The organism is Weissella confusa, assembly GCA_041871065.1.
In the GTDB taxonomy this organism is placed as follows: Bacteria; Bacillota; Bacilli; order Lactobacillales; family Lactobacillaceae; genus Weissella; species Weissella confusa_A.
This window is the reverse complement of the sequence record CP168942.1, coordinates 295,882-316,123: the sequence shown is the minus strand read 5'-3', so window position 1 is coordinate 316,123 and position 20,242 is coordinate 295,882. Positions and strand designations below refer to the sequence as shown.

Here is a 20,242-nt window from a genome sequence, read left to right as displayed (position 1 = left end):
TTTCTTTATAAAGTAGTATACCATGATTACCAAATAGACTTGAACTGATAAATAATGGCTTTTTTATGTAAAAACATTTGGTTGTGGTGCACCTCGATGAAACGCGTCGACTTTGACCACCAAACAAAAACGCACCTAACGTAATGTCAGGTGCGTTTCTTGTTAATCGATCAATCCAGCTTCGCGGGCGCGTTGCTTGTACATCTCGATTTCGTCTTCTGCAGCCCAAACGAAGTGTTCAGGTGCAATTTCAACCATTTCACGGTCACGTCCGTCCATTTCGTCAGTTGGATCGTAAACGATTGGCTCACGGGCCGTCTCAACTGATGGATCTGGAACTGGAATGGCACTCAACAATGAGCGCGTGTAATCGTGCAAAGGCTTGTTGTAAACTTCGTCGGCTGGTCCGATTTCAACCATCTTACCCCAGTGCATAACACCGATACGGTCAGAAATGTACTTAACCATCGACAAGTCGTGGGCAATGAACAAGTAAGTCAATCCCTTGTCCTTTTGCAATTGCTTCATCAAGTTAACAACTTGCGCTTGGATTGAAACGTCCAAGGCAGAGATTGGTTCGTCGGCGATGATGAACTTTGGTTGCACAGCCAACGCACGGGCGATACCGATACGTTGACGTTGTCCACCAGAGAACTCGTGTGGGTAACGGTTTGAGTGATCACGGTTCAAACCAACCGTCTCCAACAAATCTTCCACGCGCTTTGAACGATTTTCATCACTTGCAGCCAAGTGGTTAACGTCGATTCCTTCAGCAACGATGTCCTTAACCTTCATACGCAAGTTCAATGACGCTTGTGGGTCTTGGAAAATCATTTGTACCGCTTGACGGAAGTCTGACAATTCGCCGCGCTTCTTCAACTTAGCAATGTCCTTACCATCAAACAAAACTTCCCCTGCTGATGGTTCGTACAACTTCATAATCGTACGACCAATTGTCGTCTTACCTGAACCTGACTCACCAACAAGACCAAACGTCTCACCTTCGTAAATGTCGAAAGTTGCGTTTTGAACAGCCTTCGTTTCGTTGCTACGGCCCTTGTTAAACGTGATATCAAGTCCCTTGATTTCAACTAACTTCTTCTTTTCTTCAGCCATTAGTTGTTAACCTCCGTTCCAAGAACTGCCGTTGCGTCGACGGCGACTGCCTTCTTACGGTCAGCTTCTGGGTGCTCAGCTTGGTAGCGAGCCCAACGCTTTTGTACTTCCAATGGCGGCTCAACTTCTGGCGCACGCTCATCCAACAACCACGTTGACGCAAAGTGCGTCTCTGATAGCTTGAAGAAAGGTGGCTTTTGCTTTTCGTCGATTGCCAAAGCGTACTTGTTACGTGCCGCAAATGGATCACCTACTGGTGGCTCCAACAAATCAGGCGGCGTACCTGGGATAGCTTCCAACTCGCCACGCGCCGTTTCCGTCGTTGGCATTGAGTTCAACAAGCCCCAAGTGTATGGGTGTTGTGGGAAGTTAAATACTTCATCAACAGTTCCAATTTCAATAATTTGTCCGGCATACATAACCGCCACACGATCAGCCATACCAGCCACAACACCAAGGTCGTGCGTGATAAAGATGATTGATGAATCAATTTCCTTTTGAATCTTCTTCATCAAGTCCAAGATTTGGGCTTGAATCGTCACGTCCAAGGCGGTCGTTGGTTCGTCGGCAATTAGGATTTCAGGGTTGTTGATCATCGCAATCGCAATAACGATACGTTGACGCATACCACCTGAAAATTGGTGTGGATAGTCGTTGATGTGGTTTTCTGAATTTGGAATACCAACCAACTTCGTCATTTCCAATGCCTTTGCCCAGGCATCCTTCTTGCTCATCTTCTTGTGCTTAATCAAAGGTTCGGCAATTTGTTGACCGATCTTCATCGTTGGATCCAAAGAAGTCATTGGGTCTTGGAAAATCATGGCAATTTCTGAACCACGCAAGTGCTGCATGTCTTCTTCTGACTTACCAATGATTTCATCGCCCTTGAACTTGATTGAACCGTGTTCAACTTCAGCATTCTTTGCCAACAAGCCCATCAATGAGCGTGTCGTAACAGACTTACCTGAACCAGACTCACCCACGATAGCAAGCGTCTCACCCTTGTACAAATCAAATGAAATGTCGCGGATGGCTTGTACCTTACCGTTGTAAGTTCGGAAATTAATTTTAAGGTCCTTAACCTCAAGAATCTTTTCTGCCATGTCTTAACTCTCTTCCATTAATCCTTCGTACGAGGGTCAAAGGCGTCACGCAAACCATCTCCAAGCAAGTTAAAGGCAATCATGATGACAGCCAAGATAAGTGCTGGAATTACCAATTGGTATGGATAGAATTGCAAAGCCTTTTGTCCATCATTCAACAACGTACCCAATGAGGCCATTGGCACTGGAATTCCCAATCCAATAAATGACAACAATGCTTCGAAGAAGATTGCTGATGGGATTGTGAACATCAATTGCACAATGATTGTTGAACTCAAGTTTGGCACCAAGTGGCGGAAACCAATACGCCATGCTGATGATCCCAATGTACGAGCGGCCAAGATGTAATCTTGTTCCTTAATCGTCAATACCTGTGCACGTATCAAACGTGCCATTGACGTCCATGATGTCATTGCGATACCCAATGCGATTGACAACATACCGGGCTTCAAAATCAAAATCAACAAAACGAAAACAACCAAGTTAGGAATTGATGAAATAACTTCGATGATACGTTGCATCACAATGTCGGTCTTACCACCACGCCAGCCGGAAACAATTCCGTATGTGACACCAAAGACCAAGTCCATGGCAGCGGCAATCAACGCAACTTGCAATGAGATGCGCGTTCCGTAAAGGACACGCTTGAAGATGTCACGACCAAATTGGTCAGTTCCAAACCAGAAGTTCTTCTTCTTTGAAACGCCAGCTGAGTCGTATGAATCAATCTTGACACCATCCAACTTTGCATGACCAGTGAACCCTGGAATATCTCCCAAGACACCTGGCAAGCGCGGTGGCAAGTTTTGCAACGTCACATCTTGGTGTGACGTTGACTTTGAGTTGGCAATTGGGGCAGATCCAAACGCTGCCACAAAAATGAATACCAAAATCCACAATGAGATGAAGGCTCCCTTGTTCTTCTTCAAACGACGCCAAGCATCCTTAGCGAAGCTCAATGAAGGCTTCATAATCTTTTCGTTATCGACATGACGATCCGCTGGAAGCAGCTTAAAGTCATCTGCCGTCAAATTTACTTGTTCAGCCATGTGCTACTCCTTACTTTGCCAAACGGATACGTGGGTCAATGACACCGTACAAGATATCCGTAATCAACAACACAACCATCAACATCATGGCGTAGACAATCGTCGTTCCCATGATGATTTGGTAGTCATTCGTCAAAATTGATGAAACGAATTGGCTACCGATTCCAGGAATTGAGAAGATTGACTCAACAACGATTGACCCAGTCATCAAGTTAACCGCCATTGGTCCAATCAACGTAACCAACGGAATCAATGAGTTACGCATTGCGTGCTTCCAAATCACTTCACGCTTTGACAAGCCCTTGGCACGTGCCAATTCGATGTAGTCAGAACCCAACACATCCACCATTTCGGTACGGATGAAACGAGCTGACGTTGCCAAAGGTGCCATTCCCAACGCGATTGTTGGCAAGATAGTAGAAGAGAAGCCCTTCCAACCAGCGATTGGCAACCAGTCCAACTTCAAACCAACCCAGTATTGCAACAAAGCCGCAAACACGAATGATGGGATTGAAATTCCCAAAACGGCAATGATTGACAAGATTGTATCCGTCTTTGTGTTACGACGAACGGCTGCTGCTGAACCAAGTCCGATACCGGCGATTACACCGAAGATCAAAGCTTGAATTCCCAATTGTGCTGAAGGTCCCATACGTTGTGCAATCAACGTTGAAACTTCTTGGTTAGCAAATTGGAATGACACACCGAAGTCGAAATGCAAGGCATCCCACAAATAAGTGACGTATTGAATGAAAATTGGCTTATCCAAGCCGTACTGTGCTTCAATCATCTTTTGTTGTGCCTCAGACAAACGCTCAGCATTCGCAAGCGGTGAACCAGGCATCAGCTTCATCAAGAAAAATGTCGCTGAGATAATCAGCACCAGCGTCAAAATAATGATTGCTAGTCGCTTAAGTAAATATTTGATCATAGCGATGACCTTCCCCTATTATTCCTGCTATTCATATTATGAAAGACGCGCTTACGTTTAATTAAAAACAAAGTTGATACCTCTCACATATCCATAGTTTTTATTAGTATTTTCTAATCTTACCAGACAAGTCCCGATTATAAAAGGGTTTGTCAGGTAATATCACATGAGAATCAAAATTTCTTAACACTTACGAATTTGTTAGCGTTTACATAGATTTTGATATGTTTGTCCAGATTCTGGGACGACATAACGCTCGCCCTATATGTAAAACACGCATCTATCCATAGTAGATAGATGCGTGTTGTCTATTCAAACTTAACAAACAAGTGTCGTTTTGATCCTGCAATCAAAATTACTTCTTGTATGCCCACTTCCAGTCGTAAGGTGCACCAGCAGGGTTCATAACAACACCCTTAACTGACGTACGGAACAACGTAGCGTATGAACGGTAGTACAAAGGTGCCACACCGACTTCCTTGTCGATGATTTGCTCTGCTTGCTTGTAGTCGTCGTAACGCTTCTTGTCGTCGTTAACGTCAGTCGTCTTAGCAGCTTGCATCAACTCGTTGTATTGAGCGTTATCCCATGAACCGTTGTTGAATGATGAATCCTTCGTGTACAAGTCCAAGAACGTTGATGGATCACCATAGTCGGCTCCCCATGCAGTGATAACCAAGTCGAACTTCTTGTCTTGTGACAAGGCCAAACGTTGCTTAAATGGCACCGTCTTGATGTCGATCTTCAAACCGTCCAACTTTTCCATTTGTGATTGCAAGAATTGTGCAGTACGCTTTGCACCGTCAGTGTCGTCCGTTACCATTTGCAACGTCAACTTCTTAACACCGGCTTCCTTCATACCTTCCTTGAACAACTTCTTAGCCTTAGTCTTGTCGTATGCAATTGCACCCTTTACTTCGGCTGACTTAGCAAAGTCCTTGTTCGTGTTAGGATCAACAGCCAACTTAGTTGAAGTAAACGTCGTTGCTGGCGTTGCAGTTCCCGTCAAAATCTTGTCTGACAAAGTCTTACGGTCAATTGAGTATGAGATGGCTTGACGAATCTTTTGGTTAGCCAATGCCTTAACCTTCTTTTGGTTAAACTCCATGTAGAACGTTGAAGCTTGTGGGATAACCTTGTAAGCCTTGTTCTTCTTTGAAGCCTTAACTTGGTCAGGTGACAAGTTAGTGAAGTCAACCTTACCTGACTTGTACAAGTTGTAACCCGTGTTTTGGTCCTTGATCGTTTGAATAACAACCTTAGGCGTCTTAACTACCTTTGCATCGTAGTAGTTCTTGTTCTTTACCAATGAGTACTTGTTGTTTGAACCAGTCCAGTCCTTCAAGATGTATGGACCTGATGACAACGTGTACTTAGCAGCAGTTCCGTACTTCTTACCAACCTTTTCCACAAACTTTTGGTTTTGTGGGTAGAATGGTGCCATCGTCAATACTGACTCAAGTTGTGGCATTGGCTTTTCCAATTGCACTTCCAAAGTCGTGTCATCAACAGCAGTTACACCCAATGATGACAAATCAGTGTTTTCACCTGATTGGATAGCGTCAGCGTTCTTGATACCTGAGAACAAGTAAGCATATTGTGATGCCGTCTTAGGATCGTTCGTACGTTGCCATCCGTAAACAAAGTCGTGCGCAGTCAAAGCGTCACCGTTTGACCACTTCAAACCTGAACGCAACTTGAACGTCAATGACAAGCCATCTTCTGACTTCTCAACTGACTCAGCCAAAGCCAAAGCTGGCTTTCCTGACTTGTCGTTACGGTACAAACCATCACCAGTGGCTTGCAACGCATCAAAATCAACAGCAGCAGTAGACTTTGAAGGGTCCATCGTTCCCAAATCAGCACCTTCAGTCCAGTTGATCGTCTTGTACTTAGCAGCATCTGCCGTCAAAGGTGCAACCGTTGATCCCAAAATCAAGGCCGTTGACAACAATGCTGACGTCTTCAACAATTTGTTCATAAAATAACTCCCCATATCCAGAAAATGTAAATAACGTTTTTCAATATGCATGTATCATATCCTGGACGAAAATGAGAAGCAATGCCATTTTTTAATACAAACTGTGAATTATGTTTGAATTTCAGGCAATAAAACGTTTAAACCCCTCGGTATATCAACGTTTTTAAAAATGAGAATATTACTCATTTTCATGACGTTTTCACATCATTTATGAGCTTTATTACGTCTTTACATCTCAATTCACGTAATCTCGCACGTAATTGACGCACTTGTTTATCAGTTGGTAACCCTCGCCATTCAAACAGGTTTTCTCGTGCAACATCCTGTCGATTCGCGCTTGAGATGACAATGTCGACATCAGAATCATGCTGCACCGTTACGTCTACATTAAATTCCGGCATCCCCAAAATCATATTACTGATCATTTGTTGTGTACCCGGCAAACCAGGTAAATCTAGTTCCACCCTAATTTTGGGATAGAGTCGCTCTTTTTGGCACACCGAACAAATCACCATCAATAGTGTCGTATACAACGCATTGTTAATCGTTTGCACGTCCATCGCGATGGACGTTCCAAATTTGGCGATAATTCTCCCAACAATAACATCAATGTCTGGAAAACGTTCCGCAATGGTCGCTTTCCCGTATTCGCTGGATTCAACGCCATACTTAACTGACAGCTGGATTAATTTTGGTTCTAAATAGCTGCCCAGCCGAACGTTCTGTAGCTGAGAGAATTTGATATCACCTAACATTTGCACTTCATCAAGGACCATTTCTATCAACCTGTTTTGTTGTTGAATCAGGTCATCTGTTAAACATAAACATTCTTCGGTGTTTGAAAAAATACCAAGCGCATATAGAAATACTAAAAAGTGGCGTGCTTCTACTCGCGCTATCTCATCACTCACTGCCAATTGATGAATCAATTGATGAATTAATCGATTCACGATGGCTTTACTGCTGCCCACCAACCGTTCATTATCCAGCAAGGTCTTATCCACCCATTCAATCGATGCAAAATGCTCCTTTTGAATGCGCACAAATAAGATGCCCAAATAGATTTTAATTTCCTGAATAGCAGACATTTGTAAACTTCCTACCACCGGTACTTCTTTATATAACCAGATCATCGCTTCATCAATCATTGTTTCGGTAGTGGCATCAAAAGGCGTATCATCCTCACACCAATACGATCTAAACAAATCAAGAAACATTAATCGTAAGCGAGACTCCGAGCTTGATTTAAGTTGATAGTCATTTGAAACCACAACACTATATTCCGCTAAGTTTTTCTCTAACAAAACTTTCGTGTTTCTGGCCGTCCCCACCGAGCAATTGAACCGTTCCGAAAAATATGTATACGAATGCATCGTTTCGTTCAACATCTTAATGAGCATCTGCCAACCTGCTGTGCGATGAAAATATTGTGCAGCGAGCGCTTCAACATTAATTTGTCTTGCTGAATCAAGCATTACAATTCGTTTATCTGATTTCAGAGTCAGTATATTTGGGGAGTCTTTATAAAAATCTTGCAAATCAATGGCCACTTCTTCGATAATGCTCAGCACCAAGTACTTTGACCATTTCAATTCACGCATCAAGTCGGCAATCAAAATAGCACGATCTTCATTAGCAACCAGTGTGTTTAATAGTTGTATTTTTTCATACTCTCGTTTACCAAACATCATCTCGATCATCTGTCCATCCCCCAAATCTATATTGTTTTGTATTACTAGATTAACCGCGTCACCTCACCGTTTAGAACAGTTTCCTTTCCTAAAAAGACCTTGTTAAATTGAATGACAAATTTTTAGGCAAAATAAAAAAGCCGTTCAAACGAACGGCTTTATCATCTTAAATTAACGCAATGCGATTGCCATGTAGTTCATGAAGCGTTCCAAGTAGAACGGTGCATCAACCGCAACAGCTGCGTATGTGTTCTTAACTGGGTCAGTCAAACGGCTCAAATCACCAATCGTACGACCGTCTTCGTGGTCAACACGCATGTTAATTGGTAGCAAGGTTACCAAGTTAGGGTCAACCGCCACACCAACAGCCAATGGATCGTGCAATGCGGCACCTGCCTTGTTGATATCCAAGTTGTAGTAAGCATCAATGTAGTAATCCATGATGTCAGCGTAGGCACGTCCCTTTTCGGTACCCAAGTCACGCCATTGTTGCGTTTCTTTCTTTGTAAGCAAAGTTTGCAACGTGACGTCTAGTCCAACCATCACCAAGTGCTTGGCATTCTTGAAAACATAATCGGCGGCTTCAGCATCTTGATTAATATTTGCTTCAGTATAAGGGGTTACGTTACCAGGTACTGTTAGCGCACCGCCCATAATCGTGATATTACCAATCAACTCAGCGATTTCAGGGTCCTTCTTAAATGCCAAGGCCAAGTTAGTCAAAGGACCAGTAGGCACGATAACCAAGTTCTCTGCATATTTGTGAGCGGCTTCAATAAGGAAGTCAACAGCAGATTGATCTTCAATTGGACGCTTTGGTTCAGGCAAAACAACGTTACCGATACCATTGTCACCATGGATGTCCTTTGAGACTTGCATCGCCTCAAAGCTATCCGTGTTCAATGAGTGATCCACACCGCGGAAGACTGGCACATCCGTTGCACCCAACAGCTCCAACAACTTCAAGCTGTTTACAGACGTAATGTCTTGTACGTTGTTCCCGTATGATGATGTGATTCCGATCAAATCTGCATCAGGCGTTGCCAATGCATAAGCCAAAGCCAAGGCGTCATCAACACCTGCATCCAAGTCCAAAATCATCTTCTTTTGAGCCATTTTTCCATTCTCCTCTATATATACAAGTTTTACTATTTTATTTAAGCATTCATTTGTTGCACTTGTGCCAAGAACCATTCGTTGAAGCGCTCGGCATCCACATCGACACCGATCGTCGCATTTACGAAGTCATTAGCGTGCCAACGGTGTTGGAAATCCCAAACCGTCGCACCGGCTGCTGGCCCTTCAGTGACAACGTCAACGGCGCCATCTTTAACAGTCATGCATGATGGATCAACCGCATACAGGATTGTATTCACATCGTGCATCGGCTTACCACCTTCATGAACATCACCATAAGCCGTAATAATATGACTCAACATATTACCAGCCTTACCCATCTGTGTGATAGCCGCCATCGTTTCTGGTGTAATCAACGCCTTCAACGTCACGTCCAGCCCAATCATGGTTTTCTTAACTGGCGCTTCCATGACAATCTTAGCTGCGTCTGGGTCAGTAAAGATATTGAATTCAGCAACTGATGAGACGTTTCCGCCCGAAACCGAACCACCCATCAAAATGACCTCATCAATATTGACCAAATCAAATGGATAATTTTGGAACAGCGTCGCAACATTTGTGTAGGCACCTGTCGCAATCAACGTCACTGGTTGTGAGCTGTTTTGCAACACTTTGTGCATCGCTGTCACCGCATCCTCCTCAATCGGCTTAATCATAGGTTCTGGGAAATCATATCCCGGCATCCCCGACTCACCATGAATGTTTGCTGCATCCGCGAACGCCTTCTTTAATGGCTTAGATGCACCGGCCGCAACCGGGATGTCTTCACGATGGAAAAATTCAAGCAACTTCAATGCATTTTTTGTCGTCTTATCAACTGACACATTTCCAGCAACAGTGGTGATAAGTGACACATTCAAATCAGGGTGATTGACGGCAACTGCAATCGCAGCGGCATCATCAATTCCTGGATCCATATCTAAGATAACCTGACGCATGATTTTTTACCTCTTACCAAACAAAGATTCCAGCTGTAGCAGCAGCTAGCAATGAAACCAAAATACCTGAAAGCATCAAGTATCCAGCTTGAGAACTAATCAAATCGTTAACCTTCTTACCAGTCAATCCCTTGAAGGCACCGATAATCATACCTAGCGTTCCAAAGTTAGCAAAGCTTGTTAGGAACACGGCTGTAACAGCAACCGCGTGTGGGTTGTGGAACAAACCAGTTCCGGCCATGATTGACTTTGAAATTTGACCCATAACAACGAATTCGTTCGTAACCAACTTCAATCCCATCAATTGAGACAAGTTGAAGGCGTCGGCTGGGTTGAATCCTAGCAACCAAGCAAATGGGAACATCACAACACCGATGATCTTCTCCAACGTCAACCAGTGGAAACCAGTCAAACCTAGCAATTGGTCAATCAAGGCTGCCAATCCAACGAAGGCAATAACCGTAGCCGTGATAATCAAGATCAACTTACCAGCGCCCAAGATTGAGTTTGACAAGAATGAGAAGAATGGCTCACGTTGGTGTCCTTCTTCAGTACTTTCGTTAACGATAACATCCTCTGATGGATCCAATTGCACTGGGTTCAAGATTGCCGTAAAGACGATTGAAGCCAAGATGTTCAATGGCACGGCCATCAAAACGTATTGTCCAGGAATCATCTTCGTGTAAGCACCAAGGACTGAAGCCGTCACACAGCTCATTGACATCATGGCCAACGTCAAATTACGTTGTGCTGACATGCGGTTCAATTGTGCCTTTGATACGGCCAAAACTTCAGTGTTACCAAGGAACATCATCTCAACTGAGAAGAATGCCTCAAACTTTGGTTGGCGTGTAATGAATGACAAGCCACGTCCGACCCACTTGATGATCCATGGTAGAACACCAATGTAAGTCAAGATGTCGAACATTGGGACAACCAACAAGATTGGTAGCAATGCTGACGTAACGAAGTTTGGTCCACCGTGGTTAGCGGTTAGCCAATCTGGCAACGCAAATGCGATTCCTTGGTTCGCAACCGCGATCAACCAAGCGAAGCCGCTTGCGGCACCCTTGATGATGTCTTGCCCAATCGTGAACTTATTAAAGAACCAAGCCAATACCAACATCAACCCAACAATAGTTAGAACAGAACGCCAGTCGATGGCCTTCTTATCCATAGAGAACAAGTACGCAATTCCGATAAGAATTGGAATAGCGATGATGTTAACAATCAAAAACATAACGATACCCCCAATAAAGATAAATTATTTTACAATCACGATATTTCGTGTACAATTCTTGTAAAACGTTTTTGTAAATCGTTTTACAAGTAATAATGTAACATGCTTCACAAGATTTAGAAAGCGTTTACACTCGGTTTTTTCAAAATAAAGGAGAATTTCGTATGAAATATGCGTCCTGACTATCATTTTTGAAAATTCCAACGTCGCTCTGTCACTAACCAGAATAAAAAAGGAGACATTATGTTCTATCTTATTGGCATCTTATCTGGATTGATGCTAGCTGTTCAAAATCCATTCAATTCAAATTTCGGTAAGGAATTATCGTCACCAATTGCTGGTGGCTTCATGGTTTATATTATCGGAACCATCGAATTTCTCTTATTGCTACTGATTACCCGTGCTAACGTGAGTGGCATCCTATACCTCGGGTTCAGCCACGGTAACATTTGGTTACTTGGTGGTGTATTAGGTGCAGCCTTCATCACCAGTATCATTATCTTGTTCCCCATTTTGGGACCGATCAACGCAGTTATCTACCCAACCCTCGGGCAGATCTTCTCAGGTCTTATTTATGACTGGACGGGGGCCTTCGGTTCACATCAAGTCCCTGTTAAAATCATCGCGATTATCGGTGTTGTTCTACTATTAGTTGGCGTCTTCCTCACATCTTATGAAAAGAGTTTGCCAACCAACGCACCTAAGGCCAACATCTGGCAAATCATCTGGTCTTTGGTTGCTGGTGCCCTTTCGACAACCCAAGGTTTGTTTAACGGCCAATTATCTGCCATTGTTAAGAACGCCTCTGGTGCGTCATTTATTGCCTTCCTAATGGGAACCATTTTCTTATTGATTGTCGTTATTGTCACAAAGTCATTGCACAAGAACACAATTCCAGCTGGTTTGACTTCTATCACTGGTTGGGTTGCTTCAACGTTAGGTGCTGCCTACGTTCTAATTATGACCATCTTGATGCCCACCCTTGGCGCTGGCCTTACAATTGGCCTATCACTTGTCGGTGTTATGGTGGGATCAGCGCTTGTTGAACAACTTGGCCTGTTCGGTGTCGTTAAAAAGAGCGTGACCCTTCGCAAAATTATTGGGATTTTGCTTTTCGTCTGCGGTGTCGTCCTCACCAAGATGTAATTCATCCCAAATACGATTGTTATGACGTTTAACGTAGCCGCTAACGTTATGATAATCGTGTTGGTTATAACCAACGCCCATTTTATATAGTGATGTCGTACTTCTTTACAAAGTGTTTTCTTATCACCCATTAAGGCATCACACCCACATATTCCAAAAACGCATCCGCCCCCTATACTGCGGATGCGTTTTTATTTTGAAATCGTGTTTGTTGGTTGTTTGTATTGCGCCTCTGTTAACGACAAATAAAAAATGGCCAACCGAAGTCGACCATTCAGACAAAAATAAAATAAACCCTCATGAAATATACCAGTGGGTAAGTATACTTGCATATAGAGAGAAAGAGAGAGGTGCGAATTAGCCATGATTAGCCAATCCACAACACCACATGTGCCGAAAGTCACACATGATGCGAAACTATGCTCAGTTCTATAAAAGAGCGACATAGATCTATTACCACACTTCGATTGTAAGTGATAGGGTAATCAACCATGTGGTGAATGTGCCGTATATTCACGCGATTTAAATAGAGGTACCGGCACATTCTTCATACATCTACGGTTGTTATTCTAAACCAGATATATCATGTTTAATGCATTATTTCTTTATTTGGAGTATCTTTCGTTAGCAATTATATTCATTATGTTATTAATGAAAAATCACACCTCATGCTTGTTATTTTCTACCGAGTCCTTAAGTTGATTTTTTGCAATATGTTCTACTACATTGGGATTTGCGCCGATCAAAGTCATATACCTCGCGTATTCGTCATCCGTTAATTTAAGCACCGCTATATCTCCTTCTTATTCAGAATAGATAGATAGTAGCACTCAACTAAAACGCGTATTAGATAAATTCATTTTTGTGGAGGTGATATCGCATATGATTCATCCGTTTTCGCATTTTTTGCATCCACGCCCCGCATCTGTTCCACTTTAAAGGCAAACTCAACATGCAGCTAATTTGACGCAGTATAGTTAAACCCGTAATTAAGTGTGCGTACTTAATTACACGCTCCTATAAGTAGACTGTCGTCTATTTTCGTTTTCTCAGCATCATTCGCTCAATGCTGAGTTTTTTTATTTGTCGCCATATCTATTTACTAATTAAGGGACAAGGCATCTATCAGCTAATGACATCGCGCTATAATGACATCGTACCGTTGGATATACCATACTAAAATTATCGTCTAATTGTTATTGATGAATGCTTTGCTTTTACTAACACCTACTATCACCTATTCAACGATACAACAAAAGGCTAGTGCAACTTGCACTAGCCTTTTTTATTATCATTACCAGCCACAACGCTGCTCACGAACTCTGGCTTTCTCATGATTTATTGTTTCATACGCCTGCATATCAGATTGTTGTAACTCACCCAAAGCACAACATAAATCACGATGGCGCTCTTCCTTAGAGATAAACATCTCTAAGTCTATTGACCCAAATTTAGCTTTGACAACCGCATTATCATGCCACTGCACATTAACTGGTCCTGTGACTTTATCTGGATTCTTAAATAGCATTCGCTGCTGTTCACTGGCTGATAAGGCTAATATTTCCTTATCACGTGTTGCTTTCTTAGACCATGATAAAATCTCACAGAATTCATCAAACGTCATTGGAAACTCTTTCCTAACGCGAATGACACGATACTTCAGCTGATGTTGCTGTAAAAACTTCTCAACATGCTTTGCTACTTGCCGTTGTTTACGTGCGCCAACAACGTATAGTTCGACGCCGTCTTCGTGTTTCATCATTGCACATCCCCCTCCGTCTTGTTCACTTTTATGGTAAAACAAGCCTTTCTGTGACAGTCAAGTTTTGCTTTGTTTCTTGTATCAAAATAGCCCCAATAACGTTTTTTATGTATACAAAAAAGCAGATCATTCCTGATCTGCTTTGATGAGCTAATTTGCTCGTTCGTAAATTGATTTTGTAAATTTGTCCATGGTCAAATTGACTGCCGTATGCAAAAACGAGTCGAACTCAGCAAAGGTTGGCAACGTTGTCCACACAATGACTTGTGCGTCATCCGTAGGAGGTAGCAAAGTATCACTGATCACCATGTCACATTGCCCCAATTCATCACTTACTTCAACTCGCAATTCCGCTTGGCGCATAAGCATGGCAGCAACTTTTTCGTGCATAAATGCATCACGAATTCTCAAGCTAACCTGTAATTGCGGAATCATAACCTGTCGATCTAAAATGCCGATGAACAAATTATAAAACATTTTAAACATGCGATTCTTGATATTTAACGTCTTAATACCTAAGTACTCGTTAACCCTAGTTAGGAATCGATCCGTAAACAACGCGTACTCAGGGAAAAGCGAATGATTAATCGTGTAATCATCAGTCCCTTGGTAATTAATGTGCGTCAAAAACAGCAATCGCATCGTTGGTAATTCAAGCTGATGCGAGAGTTGATCCGTTAAGTTTTGTGGCATATCTTGGCCAAAAAACTCACGATATACCGTCTGTGCGATTGTCGTTAGCATGGTGTGCATTTTAACCACCTCGGGGCTGGCATTACGGCTCAAATGCCCGTCCACTAGACCAACTCGAACAAACATAATGACACCATAACGGCTCTCTAATGAAAGTTCATGAGGTGGTAACCGGACAAAACGGCGAATAACTGATTCGTTCAAGCTTAACAAATTACGGTAGACATCATCTAACTGATCATCCGCCAACAGTAACTTATATTGATCAGAACTTGAAATCGCACAACGCGCGTTTAATCGAACTAACCAAACTGCTAATTCAATCATCAAAGACAAGTGTTGGTAGTCCGTTAGGTGAGACGCCTCAACATTTGACATTTGATAAAAACGTGCCACCTGGTTTGCCTGATGAATAATATCGGGCTCAAAAAATTCTGCGAGCTCACTTTCATCATGAATGACGTTTTTAAAAATGCTAACTAACATAATTCGAATCGCCCACTCATCTCCTTGCAAGCGATTGTACGTATTAATTTCAACATTTGCTGCTCGCGCACGATCGTTAAATTGATGAATGTCATTCTTCAAATGCAACTTAGGTACCTTGAGACTTTCCGCCAACACCGAAAGCGCTGTTGGGGTATTATTCATGCCCGTCACCAATGTGCGGAACAGATATGACTCTTTAATATAGTTAGCCGTTAAGCTAAGCAAATACGCTCGGTTACCGGGAATCAACTCCACTTCACGTTCAGGTGGACTTAAGCGTAATTGTCCCTTTTCTGGCATACCAAATCGTTTCTGATCATGTAAAAGTTCATTAATTAACGATTTGATCATGTAAGTGGACCAATTAAAATGACGTTCCAAGTCCGGAATCAGCATTTTAGTTTGATTAGTTTCATAAAAGTAGCTAACCAATGCCACTTTTCTTACTTCCTTTTTTCCCAGCAACCACTCCATAGTAATTATCCCCCGACTTCAATCCAATATAGCGTTAGCATAAACGATTGGAAAGAGTCATCCATGAAAGCATTGAAGTAATCCCAGTTCTCCTTTGCTTGGAATAATTTGATTGACTCTTTGACGGCAGCATATTTGGCTTGCGCTAAATCAACTTTTTCGGCCATGATAAGTTGAATAATCTCAACCATCTGACGCAAAAATAGGGGTCATCCAATCATCCACCTCGAAAGGTAGGCTGAAGAAAGAATGCAATAAATCATGAACTTCTTGACTCTGTCCACGTTGGATACTAATTAACAATAGTTGGTATACCAAAAAGCTGATTACGTGTAACACATCATGGTGTGCTGCATCGTGTCGCTTCTTTAACTTTTGCGTTAGGAAGCGAATACTGGTCATTGCTTTGGGATAATAGGCCAAAATCTCATCATATGTAAAATAATTTAGATATAGCAAGAATGCTTTGAGTTCAGCCATTGTATAGTACTCTGATCGCCTTAGGACGTCGTTGAGTACTGGTTTAATGCGTTTAGCTTCTTCACTGCTTAAGACAACAGGTCGGAAATCATTTTTGTCTTGCAAATTAATCAAGCCTGATACGTCTCGCGTCCGTTGATATTCGGCAATAGCATTAATCACCGGACTTGCTGCTGTATCTTCAGTTGATTGCGGTTCAATAAACAAGCACAGCTCATCTAGTCCAACATTAAGCGTGCGTAGCATCGCGTGCAACTTGTGCACAGTAATATCGCCTTGCCCATTTACAAACGTGTAGTATCGACTACTAGAGATTCCAGCATGCTTCAAGATATCGCACACTGGAATATGCTTCATATCGATCAGCCCACGCACAGCTGATGATATGGTTGTATCTACCTCAGTTTTCATACTTTGTTTTTCTCTCTTTATCTCAAAAAATCATAGCAAAAGCTAAAAATTCATTTCCCTTTGGTCAATTACCAGATTCATCTTTTTCATATCCCATTAAAGGCATACTAACATTTTGTAATACGCAACCTTTAGATTTTTTCGAATTAAATACGTCGGGACCCTGGTATCGTCTATTTTTAAAAAATTTAAAAATAACCCTAATTCTTAGCCATATCACGCTTCAATACTTGAATCTCATCCCCACCAACAATGACTTCGTCGCAGACATTCAAGAACAAGCCGTGCTCAACAACACCAACTTGATTTGAGAGCCAAGTCGCAAGTTCTTCTGGGAAGGGAATCGTCTCCAAGTGCAAATCAATAATGTTATTCCCATTATCAGTCGTTAGCGGACGACCATCTTCATCCAAACGCAAAATTGGGTTCAAATTATGCTTCTTAAACAAGCGGCATAGTTGTTGCTCACCGTATGACACCACTTCAACTGGCAATGGGAAGTGACCTAATTCATCGTGTTGCTTGCTACCATCAACAATCCAGATGTTACGCTTTGAATTCTTAGCAACAACCTTTTCGTATAGTAGCGCAGCACCACCACCCTTGATACCGTTCAATTGTGGATCAACCGCATCAGCACCATCAACGGTCAAATCAATGTAGTCAACCGCATCAACGTCAGCCAATGGAATACCTAAGCAACGTGCTTGGTGTGCGGTACGATTCGAAGTCGTCACACCGACAATATCAAGACCTTCATTGGCAACACGCTCACCAAGGCGGTCAACAAAATAGCGGACGGTTGAACCAGTTCCTAGTCCAACGACCATACCGTTTTCAACTAAACTTGCAGCGTATTCCCCGGCAGCCTTCTTTTGTTGTTGAATCTTGTCTAACATGTCGTTCTCCTCCTTAGTCTTCATTGTGCAATGATCGAACAACTTCTGAGTGAGTTGGAATTGAGCGGATTGCACCAGAACGTGAAACCGCAAGTGAAGATGCCTTACATGCATATTCAACTGCATCGGCAACATTCGTCGCATCCAACTTTAATTGTGAAACAACCGCCCCGATAAACGTGTCACCAGCGGCAGTCGTATCAACTGCCTTTACCTTAAAGATTGGACGAGTGTGTGGGTCCTTACCATCAAGGTTGTAGTAAACGCCATCTTCACCAAGCGTGATGATAGTTCCCTGTACTGACAATTCAGAAATCGCATCACTAACTGCCAATAGGTCCTCATACTTTGTTGACGGCTCGCGTTCCAATAGCGCGGCTGCTTCAGTCTCATTAGGAACGATGATATCCGTGCATGCTAGGATGGCTGGATCAATGTCCTTGGCATTCATAACTGGTGCTGGATTCAAGACTGTCTTAACACCATACTTCTTAGCAAGGTAGAATCCCTTAGCAACGGCTTCTTGTGGCACCTCAAACTGTGCAACCACATAATCGGCATCTGCAATCAATGATTCAGACATCACCACATCATCAGCTGACAATTCAGCGTTAGCACCACCGTACACAAGAATCGTGTTGTGACCGTCTTCTTCAAGCAAAATCGTAGCTGAACCAGTTGCTGTATCCTTCTCACGTAAACCAGAAACGTTAATACCTTCATCTTCTAGTAGGGCCTTGAATTGTTGACCAGCTTCATCCTTTCCAATTGCACCGATAAAGCTAACTTCAGCACCTTGACGGGCGGCGGCAACGGCTTGGTTGGCACCCTTTCCACCAAGGTTCATGCTGCGTTCGTCAATTCGCAAGGTCTCTCCTTGGAGAGGCAAACGCTTAATGTTCTGGATGATATCCAAGTTCAAACTACCAATTACGACAACCTTGTTCATTTCTTTCACCTTTTCCCTTATACGTCATTTTAAAAAACTTCATCTTGTAAATCGTTTTTGTAAATCGTTTTACAAAGAATAATATATACCCTTTTTGTGGAATGTAAACCTTTTCAACTCGGAATTTGGTAAATGAATCACAAACAAATCGTTTTGGTGCGCAAAAAAGCCCTAGAAGCGTGGACTCCTAGGACTTTTGCTTAATTGTTATTTAGTTGGTGCTGGTGCCGTTGATTCACGTTGAATTAGACGAACATCCAAAATTTCTTCTTGCATTGGCAATGCTGGATCTTTAAGACGTGCTAGCACCATGTCCAATGCTAATTGGCCCATACGCCAAACCGCCTGCGTCACCGTAGTTAGTGATGGCACCGTAAACTCAGCATAGTCGGTGTTGTCATAACCGATAACACTAATATCTTCTGGTACGCGCACGCCACCATTCTTTAGACCGCGCAACAAACCAATTCCCATTTCATCATTCAAAGTAAAGGCAGCCGTGGCCCCTGATGCGGCGACTTTATTCGCAATCGCTAACCCACCATGCTTTGACAGTTTCGTCGCAATTTCAATAATTTCAACATCATCTTGTTCATCAATAATTGCTGTGAACCCTGAGATACGTTCCAACATATTCGTTGTCATTACATCCGGGTGCAATAAAGCAATCTTTTTGTGACCAAGTTCAACTAAGTGGCGCGCAACCACTTGGCCACCAGTAAATTCATCTGTCTTAACGTGGTCTGAAATGTTACTATCGTTAATTTGATCTAGCACAACGTACGGAATGCCTTGCTTCTGCAAATAACGATCCACTTCCAAGGCATTCGGTAGCATTCGCGCAATCACCAACCCGTTTACCCCACGTTCCAACATCTTCAGCAAGCCTTGTTCAATTTCATCGTCATCAACTGAAATGAAGACCAAGTCCGCGAGATTATGGGCATGGTTTTGCATACTTTGCATTAAGTCTGAAAAGAATGGATTACGCAAACTTGGCACCATCACCCCAATCAATGGGTTACCGCCACCACGAAGGCTCTTGGCACTCTGATTTGGCACGTAGCCCAATTGACGAACTGCATCCATGACACGTTCGATTGTTTCCTCAGGAAAGTGATCGTTTTTCTTATTAATAACTTGTGACACCGTCGTTGGTGAAACACCTGCCAACGCTGCTACGTCTTTAATTGATGCTTTTTTTGCCATGTCTATCCCCCTTGCGATATTACCCATGTACTCTCTAATACATATCTTTACAAACATTATACCTATTTCAACTAGTAAATGCATTTACTAAATTGAAAAAGGTGCATCAAAAAAGCTGAACAAATGGGGGATTCCATCTGCTCAGCTTTTTCGAGTTGTTCACATACTGACTTATACAAGTCATAAGGAGTTGTAGCGTCAACATTAGCTAACCTATCTCGTAACCATCCCGCTAGCTAATGTTGTCATATTATGCTTTTGACATCTCTACGAATGCTATCTTACCTTACCGATTCGTCAGTCGGGTAATCTATCCTTCCTAAAGGACATTCAAGATTACTTGGTTAGCAAACCGCGCAATTCAAGCTCACGGTAAAGTGAACGCGTCTTGCTGTTTTGCAAGCGGATCATCCCCTTATCACGGGCGATAAGACGAATACCGTTCTCACGTAATTGTTGCTTTGCCCAAGCCTTAGTACCTACAAGTGACACAACCTCTCACCTCTTTTCCGATAATCTCATCGATTATGTTGGATGCATTTTT

At 42.6% G+C, this 20,242-nt stretch carries 18 protein-coding genes; 1 reads left to right on the top strand and 17 read right to left on the bottom strand.

From position 1 onward, the window contains the following. Positions 1-162: 162 nt before the first annotated feature. The 9 genes from ACAW68_01275 to ACAW68_01235 form a co-directional block, all read right to left on the bottom strand. Complete coding sequence (locus ACAW68_01275) at positions 163-1,116, bottom strand: ABC transporter ATP-binding protein (GenBank protein ID XGA16234.1); 954 nt, start codon at positions 1,114-1,116, stop codon at positions 163-165. After that, positions 1,116-2,219, bottom strand: a complete 1,104-nt coding sequence (locus tag ACAW68_01270) for an ABC transporter ATP-binding protein (protein ID XGA16233.1) — start codon at positions 2,217-2,219, stop codon at positions 1,116-1,118. The genes ACAW68_01275 and ACAW68_01270 overlap by 1 nt, the downstream gene beginning before the upstream one ends. A gap of 17 nt (positions 2,220-2,236) precedes the next feature. Continuing rightward, positions 2,237-3,268: an ABC transporter permease gene (locus ACAW68_01265; protein XGA16232.1), complete on the bottom strand. Its 1,032-nt coding sequence runs from the start codon at positions 3,266-3,268 to the stop codon at positions 2,237-2,239. Positions 3,269-3,278: 10 nt separating this feature from the next. Next, positions 3,279-4,199, bottom strand: coding sequence for an ABC transporter permease (locus ACAW68_01260; GenBank protein XGA16231.1), 921 nt, complete (start codon positions 4,197-4,199; stop codon positions 3,279-3,281). Positions 4,200-4,554: 355 nt separating this feature from the next. Continuing rightward, positions 4,555-6,180, bottom strand: coding sequence for a peptide ABC transporter substrate-binding protein (locus tag ACAW68_01255; protein XGA16230.1), 1,626 nt, complete (start codon positions 6,178-6,180; stop codon positions 4,555-4,557). A gap of 188 nt (positions 6,181-6,368) precedes the next feature. After that, positions 6,369-7,880 carry a hypothetical protein gene (locus tag ACAW68_01250; GenBank protein XGA16229.1) on the bottom strand — a complete coding sequence of 504 codons (1,512 nt, stop codon included), beginning with the start codon at positions 7,878-7,880 and terminating at the stop codon, positions 6,369-6,371. 162 nt (positions 7,881-8,042) lie between these two features. Continuing rightward, positions 8,043-8,987 carry a nucleoside hydrolase gene (locus tag ACAW68_01245; protein XGA16228.1) on the bottom strand — a complete coding sequence of 315 codons (945 nt, stop codon included), beginning with the start codon at positions 8,985-8,987 and terminating at the stop codon, positions 8,043-8,045. A 41-nt stretch (positions 8,988-9,028) separates the two neighbouring features. Next, positions 9,029-9,946, bottom strand: a complete 918-nt coding sequence (rihC, locus tag ACAW68_01240) for a ribonucleoside hydrolase RihC (GenBank protein XGA16227.1) — start codon at positions 9,944-9,946, stop codon at positions 9,029-9,031. A 13-nt stretch (positions 9,947-9,959) separates the two neighbouring features. Next, the gene (locus tag ACAW68_01235) at positions 9,960-11,186 is read right to left on the bottom strand and encodes a NupC/NupG family nucleoside CNT transporter (protein ID XGA16226.1); all 1,227 of its coding nucleotides are present in this window, start codon (positions 11,184-11,186) and stop codon (positions 9,960-9,962) included. 243 nt (positions 11,187-11,429) lie between these two features. Between ACAW68_01235 and ACAW68_01230 the strand changes: the two genes are divergently transcribed. Then, positions 11,430-12,332, top strand: a complete 903-nt coding sequence (locus ACAW68_01230) for a DMT family transporter (GenBank protein XGA16225.1) — start codon at positions 11,430-11,432, stop codon at positions 12,330-12,332. Between the two features lie 1,294 nt (positions 12,333-13,626). On the opposite strand, the gene ACAW68_01225 is transcribed toward ACAW68_01230, so the two are convergent. The 8 genes from ACAW68_01225 to ACAW68_01190 all read right to left on the bottom strand — a co-directional run bounded on the left by ACAW68_01225 (position 13,627) and on the right by ACAW68_01190 (position 20,190). Continuing rightward, on the bottom strand, positions 13,627-14,094 hold the full coding sequence (locus tag ACAW68_01225; protein ID XGA16224.1) for a hypothetical protein: 468 nt from the start codon (positions 14,092-14,094) through the stop codon (positions 13,627-13,629). A gap of 150 nt (positions 14,095-14,244) precedes the next feature. Further along, positions 14,245-15,750, bottom strand: a complete 1,506-nt coding sequence (locus ACAW68_01220) for a helix-turn-helix domain-containing protein (protein ID XGA16223.1) — start codon at positions 15,748-15,750, stop codon at positions 14,245-14,247. Between the two features lie 5 nt (positions 15,751-15,755). Then, positions 15,756-15,950, bottom strand: a complete 195-nt coding sequence (locus ACAW68_01215; GenBank protein ID XGA16222.1) for a hypothetical protein — start codon at positions 15,948-15,950, stop codon at positions 15,756-15,758. Further along, on the bottom strand, positions 15,934-16,641 hold the full coding sequence (locus ACAW68_01210; protein XGA16221.1) for a helix-turn-helix domain-containing protein: 708 nt from the start codon (positions 16,639-16,641) through the stop codon (positions 15,934-15,936). The genes ACAW68_01215 and ACAW68_01210 overlap by 17 nt, the downstream gene beginning before the upstream one ends. 200 nt (positions 16,642-16,841) lie before the next feature. Further along, a complete protein-coding gene (gene rpiA / locus ACAW68_01205) occupies positions 16,842-17,540 on the bottom strand; it encodes a ribose-5-phosphate isomerase RpiA (GenBank protein XGA16220.1) in 699 nt (232 codons plus the stop codon). Positions 17,541-17,553: 13 nt separating this feature from the next. Then, positions 17,554-18,489: a ribokinase gene (rbsK, locus tag ACAW68_01200; GenBank protein ID XGA16219.1), complete on the bottom strand. Its 936-nt coding sequence runs from the start codon at positions 18,487-18,489 to the stop codon at positions 17,554-17,556. A 207-nt stretch (positions 18,490-18,696) separates the two neighbouring features. Beyond that, on the bottom strand, positions 18,697-19,698 hold the full coding sequence (rbsR, locus tag ACAW68_01195) for a ribose utilization transcriptional repressor RbsR (GenBank protein ID XGA16218.1): 1,002 nt from the start codon (positions 19,696-19,698) through the stop codon (positions 18,697-18,699). A gap of 336 nt (positions 19,699-20,034) precedes the next feature. Then, entirely contained in the window at positions 20,035-20,190 is a 156-nt protein-coding gene (locus tag ACAW68_01190) for a hypothetical protein (protein XGA16217.1), read from the bottom strand. Positions 20,191-20,242 lie beyond the last annotated feature (52 nt).

Bases quoted from the DNA above. Each gene is read 5' to 3' on its own strand.
- ACAW68_01250 (XGA16229.1), bottom strand. From the start codon at position 7,880: ATGATCGAGATGATGTTTGGTAAACGAGAGTATGAAAAAATACAACTA.
- rihC (XGA16227.1), bottom strand. From the start codon at position 9,946: ATGCGTCAGGTTATCTTAGATATGGATCCAGGAATTGATGATGCCGCT.
- ACAW68_01255 (XGA16230.1), bottom strand. From the start codon at position 6,180: ATGAACAAATTGTTGAAGACGTCAGCATTGTTGTCAACGGCCTTGATT.
- rbsR (XGA16218.1), bottom strand. From the start codon at position 19,698: ATGGCAAAAAAAGCATCAATTAAAGACGTAGCAGCGTTGGCAGGTGTT.
- ACAW68_01275 (XGA16234.1), bottom strand. From the start codon at position 1,116: ATGGCTGAAGAAAAGAAGAAGTTAGTTGAAATCAAGGGACTTGATATC.
- ACAW68_01265 (XGA16232.1), bottom strand. From the start codon at position 3,268: ATGGCTGAACAAGTAAATTTGACGGCAGATGACTTTAAGCTGCTTCCA.
- ACAW68_01235 (XGA16226.1), bottom strand. From the start codon at position 11,186: ATGTTTTTGATTGTTAACATCATCGCTATTCCAATTCTTATCGGAATT.
- rbsK (XGA16219.1), bottom strand. From the start codon at position 18,489: ATGAACAAGGTTGTCGTAATTGGTAGTTTGAACTTGGATATCATCCAG.
- ACAW68_01260 (XGA16231.1), bottom strand. From the start codon at position 4,199: ATGATCAAATATTTACTTAAGCGACTAGCAATCATTATTTTGACGCTG.
- ACAW68_01245 (XGA16228.1), bottom strand. From the start codon at position 8,987: ATGGCTCAAAAGAAGATGATTTTGGACTTGGATGCAGGTGTTGATGAC.
- ACAW68_01230 (XGA16225.1), top strand. From the start codon at position 11,430: ATGTTCTATCTTATTGGCATCTTATCTGGATTGATGCTAGCTGTTCAA.
- ACAW68_01270 (XGA16233.1), bottom strand. From the start codon at position 2,219: ATGGCAGAAAAGATTCTTGAGGTTAAGGACCTTAAAATTAATTTCCGA.
- ACAW68_01210 (XGA16221.1), bottom strand. From the start codon at position 16,641: ATGAAAACTGAGGTAGATACAACCATATCATCAGCTGTGCGTGGGCTG.
- ACAW68_01220 (XGA16223.1), bottom strand. From the start codon at position 15,750: ATGGAGTGGTTGCTGGGAAAAAAGGAAGTAAGAAAAGTGGCATTGGTT.
- ACAW68_01225 (XGA16224.1), bottom strand. From the start codon at position 14,094: ATGATGAAACACGAAGACGGCGTCGAACTATACGTTGTTGGCGCACGT.
- rpiA (XGA16220.1), bottom strand. From the start codon at position 17,540: ATGTTAGACAAGATTCAACAACAAAAGAAGGCTGCCGGGGAATACGCT.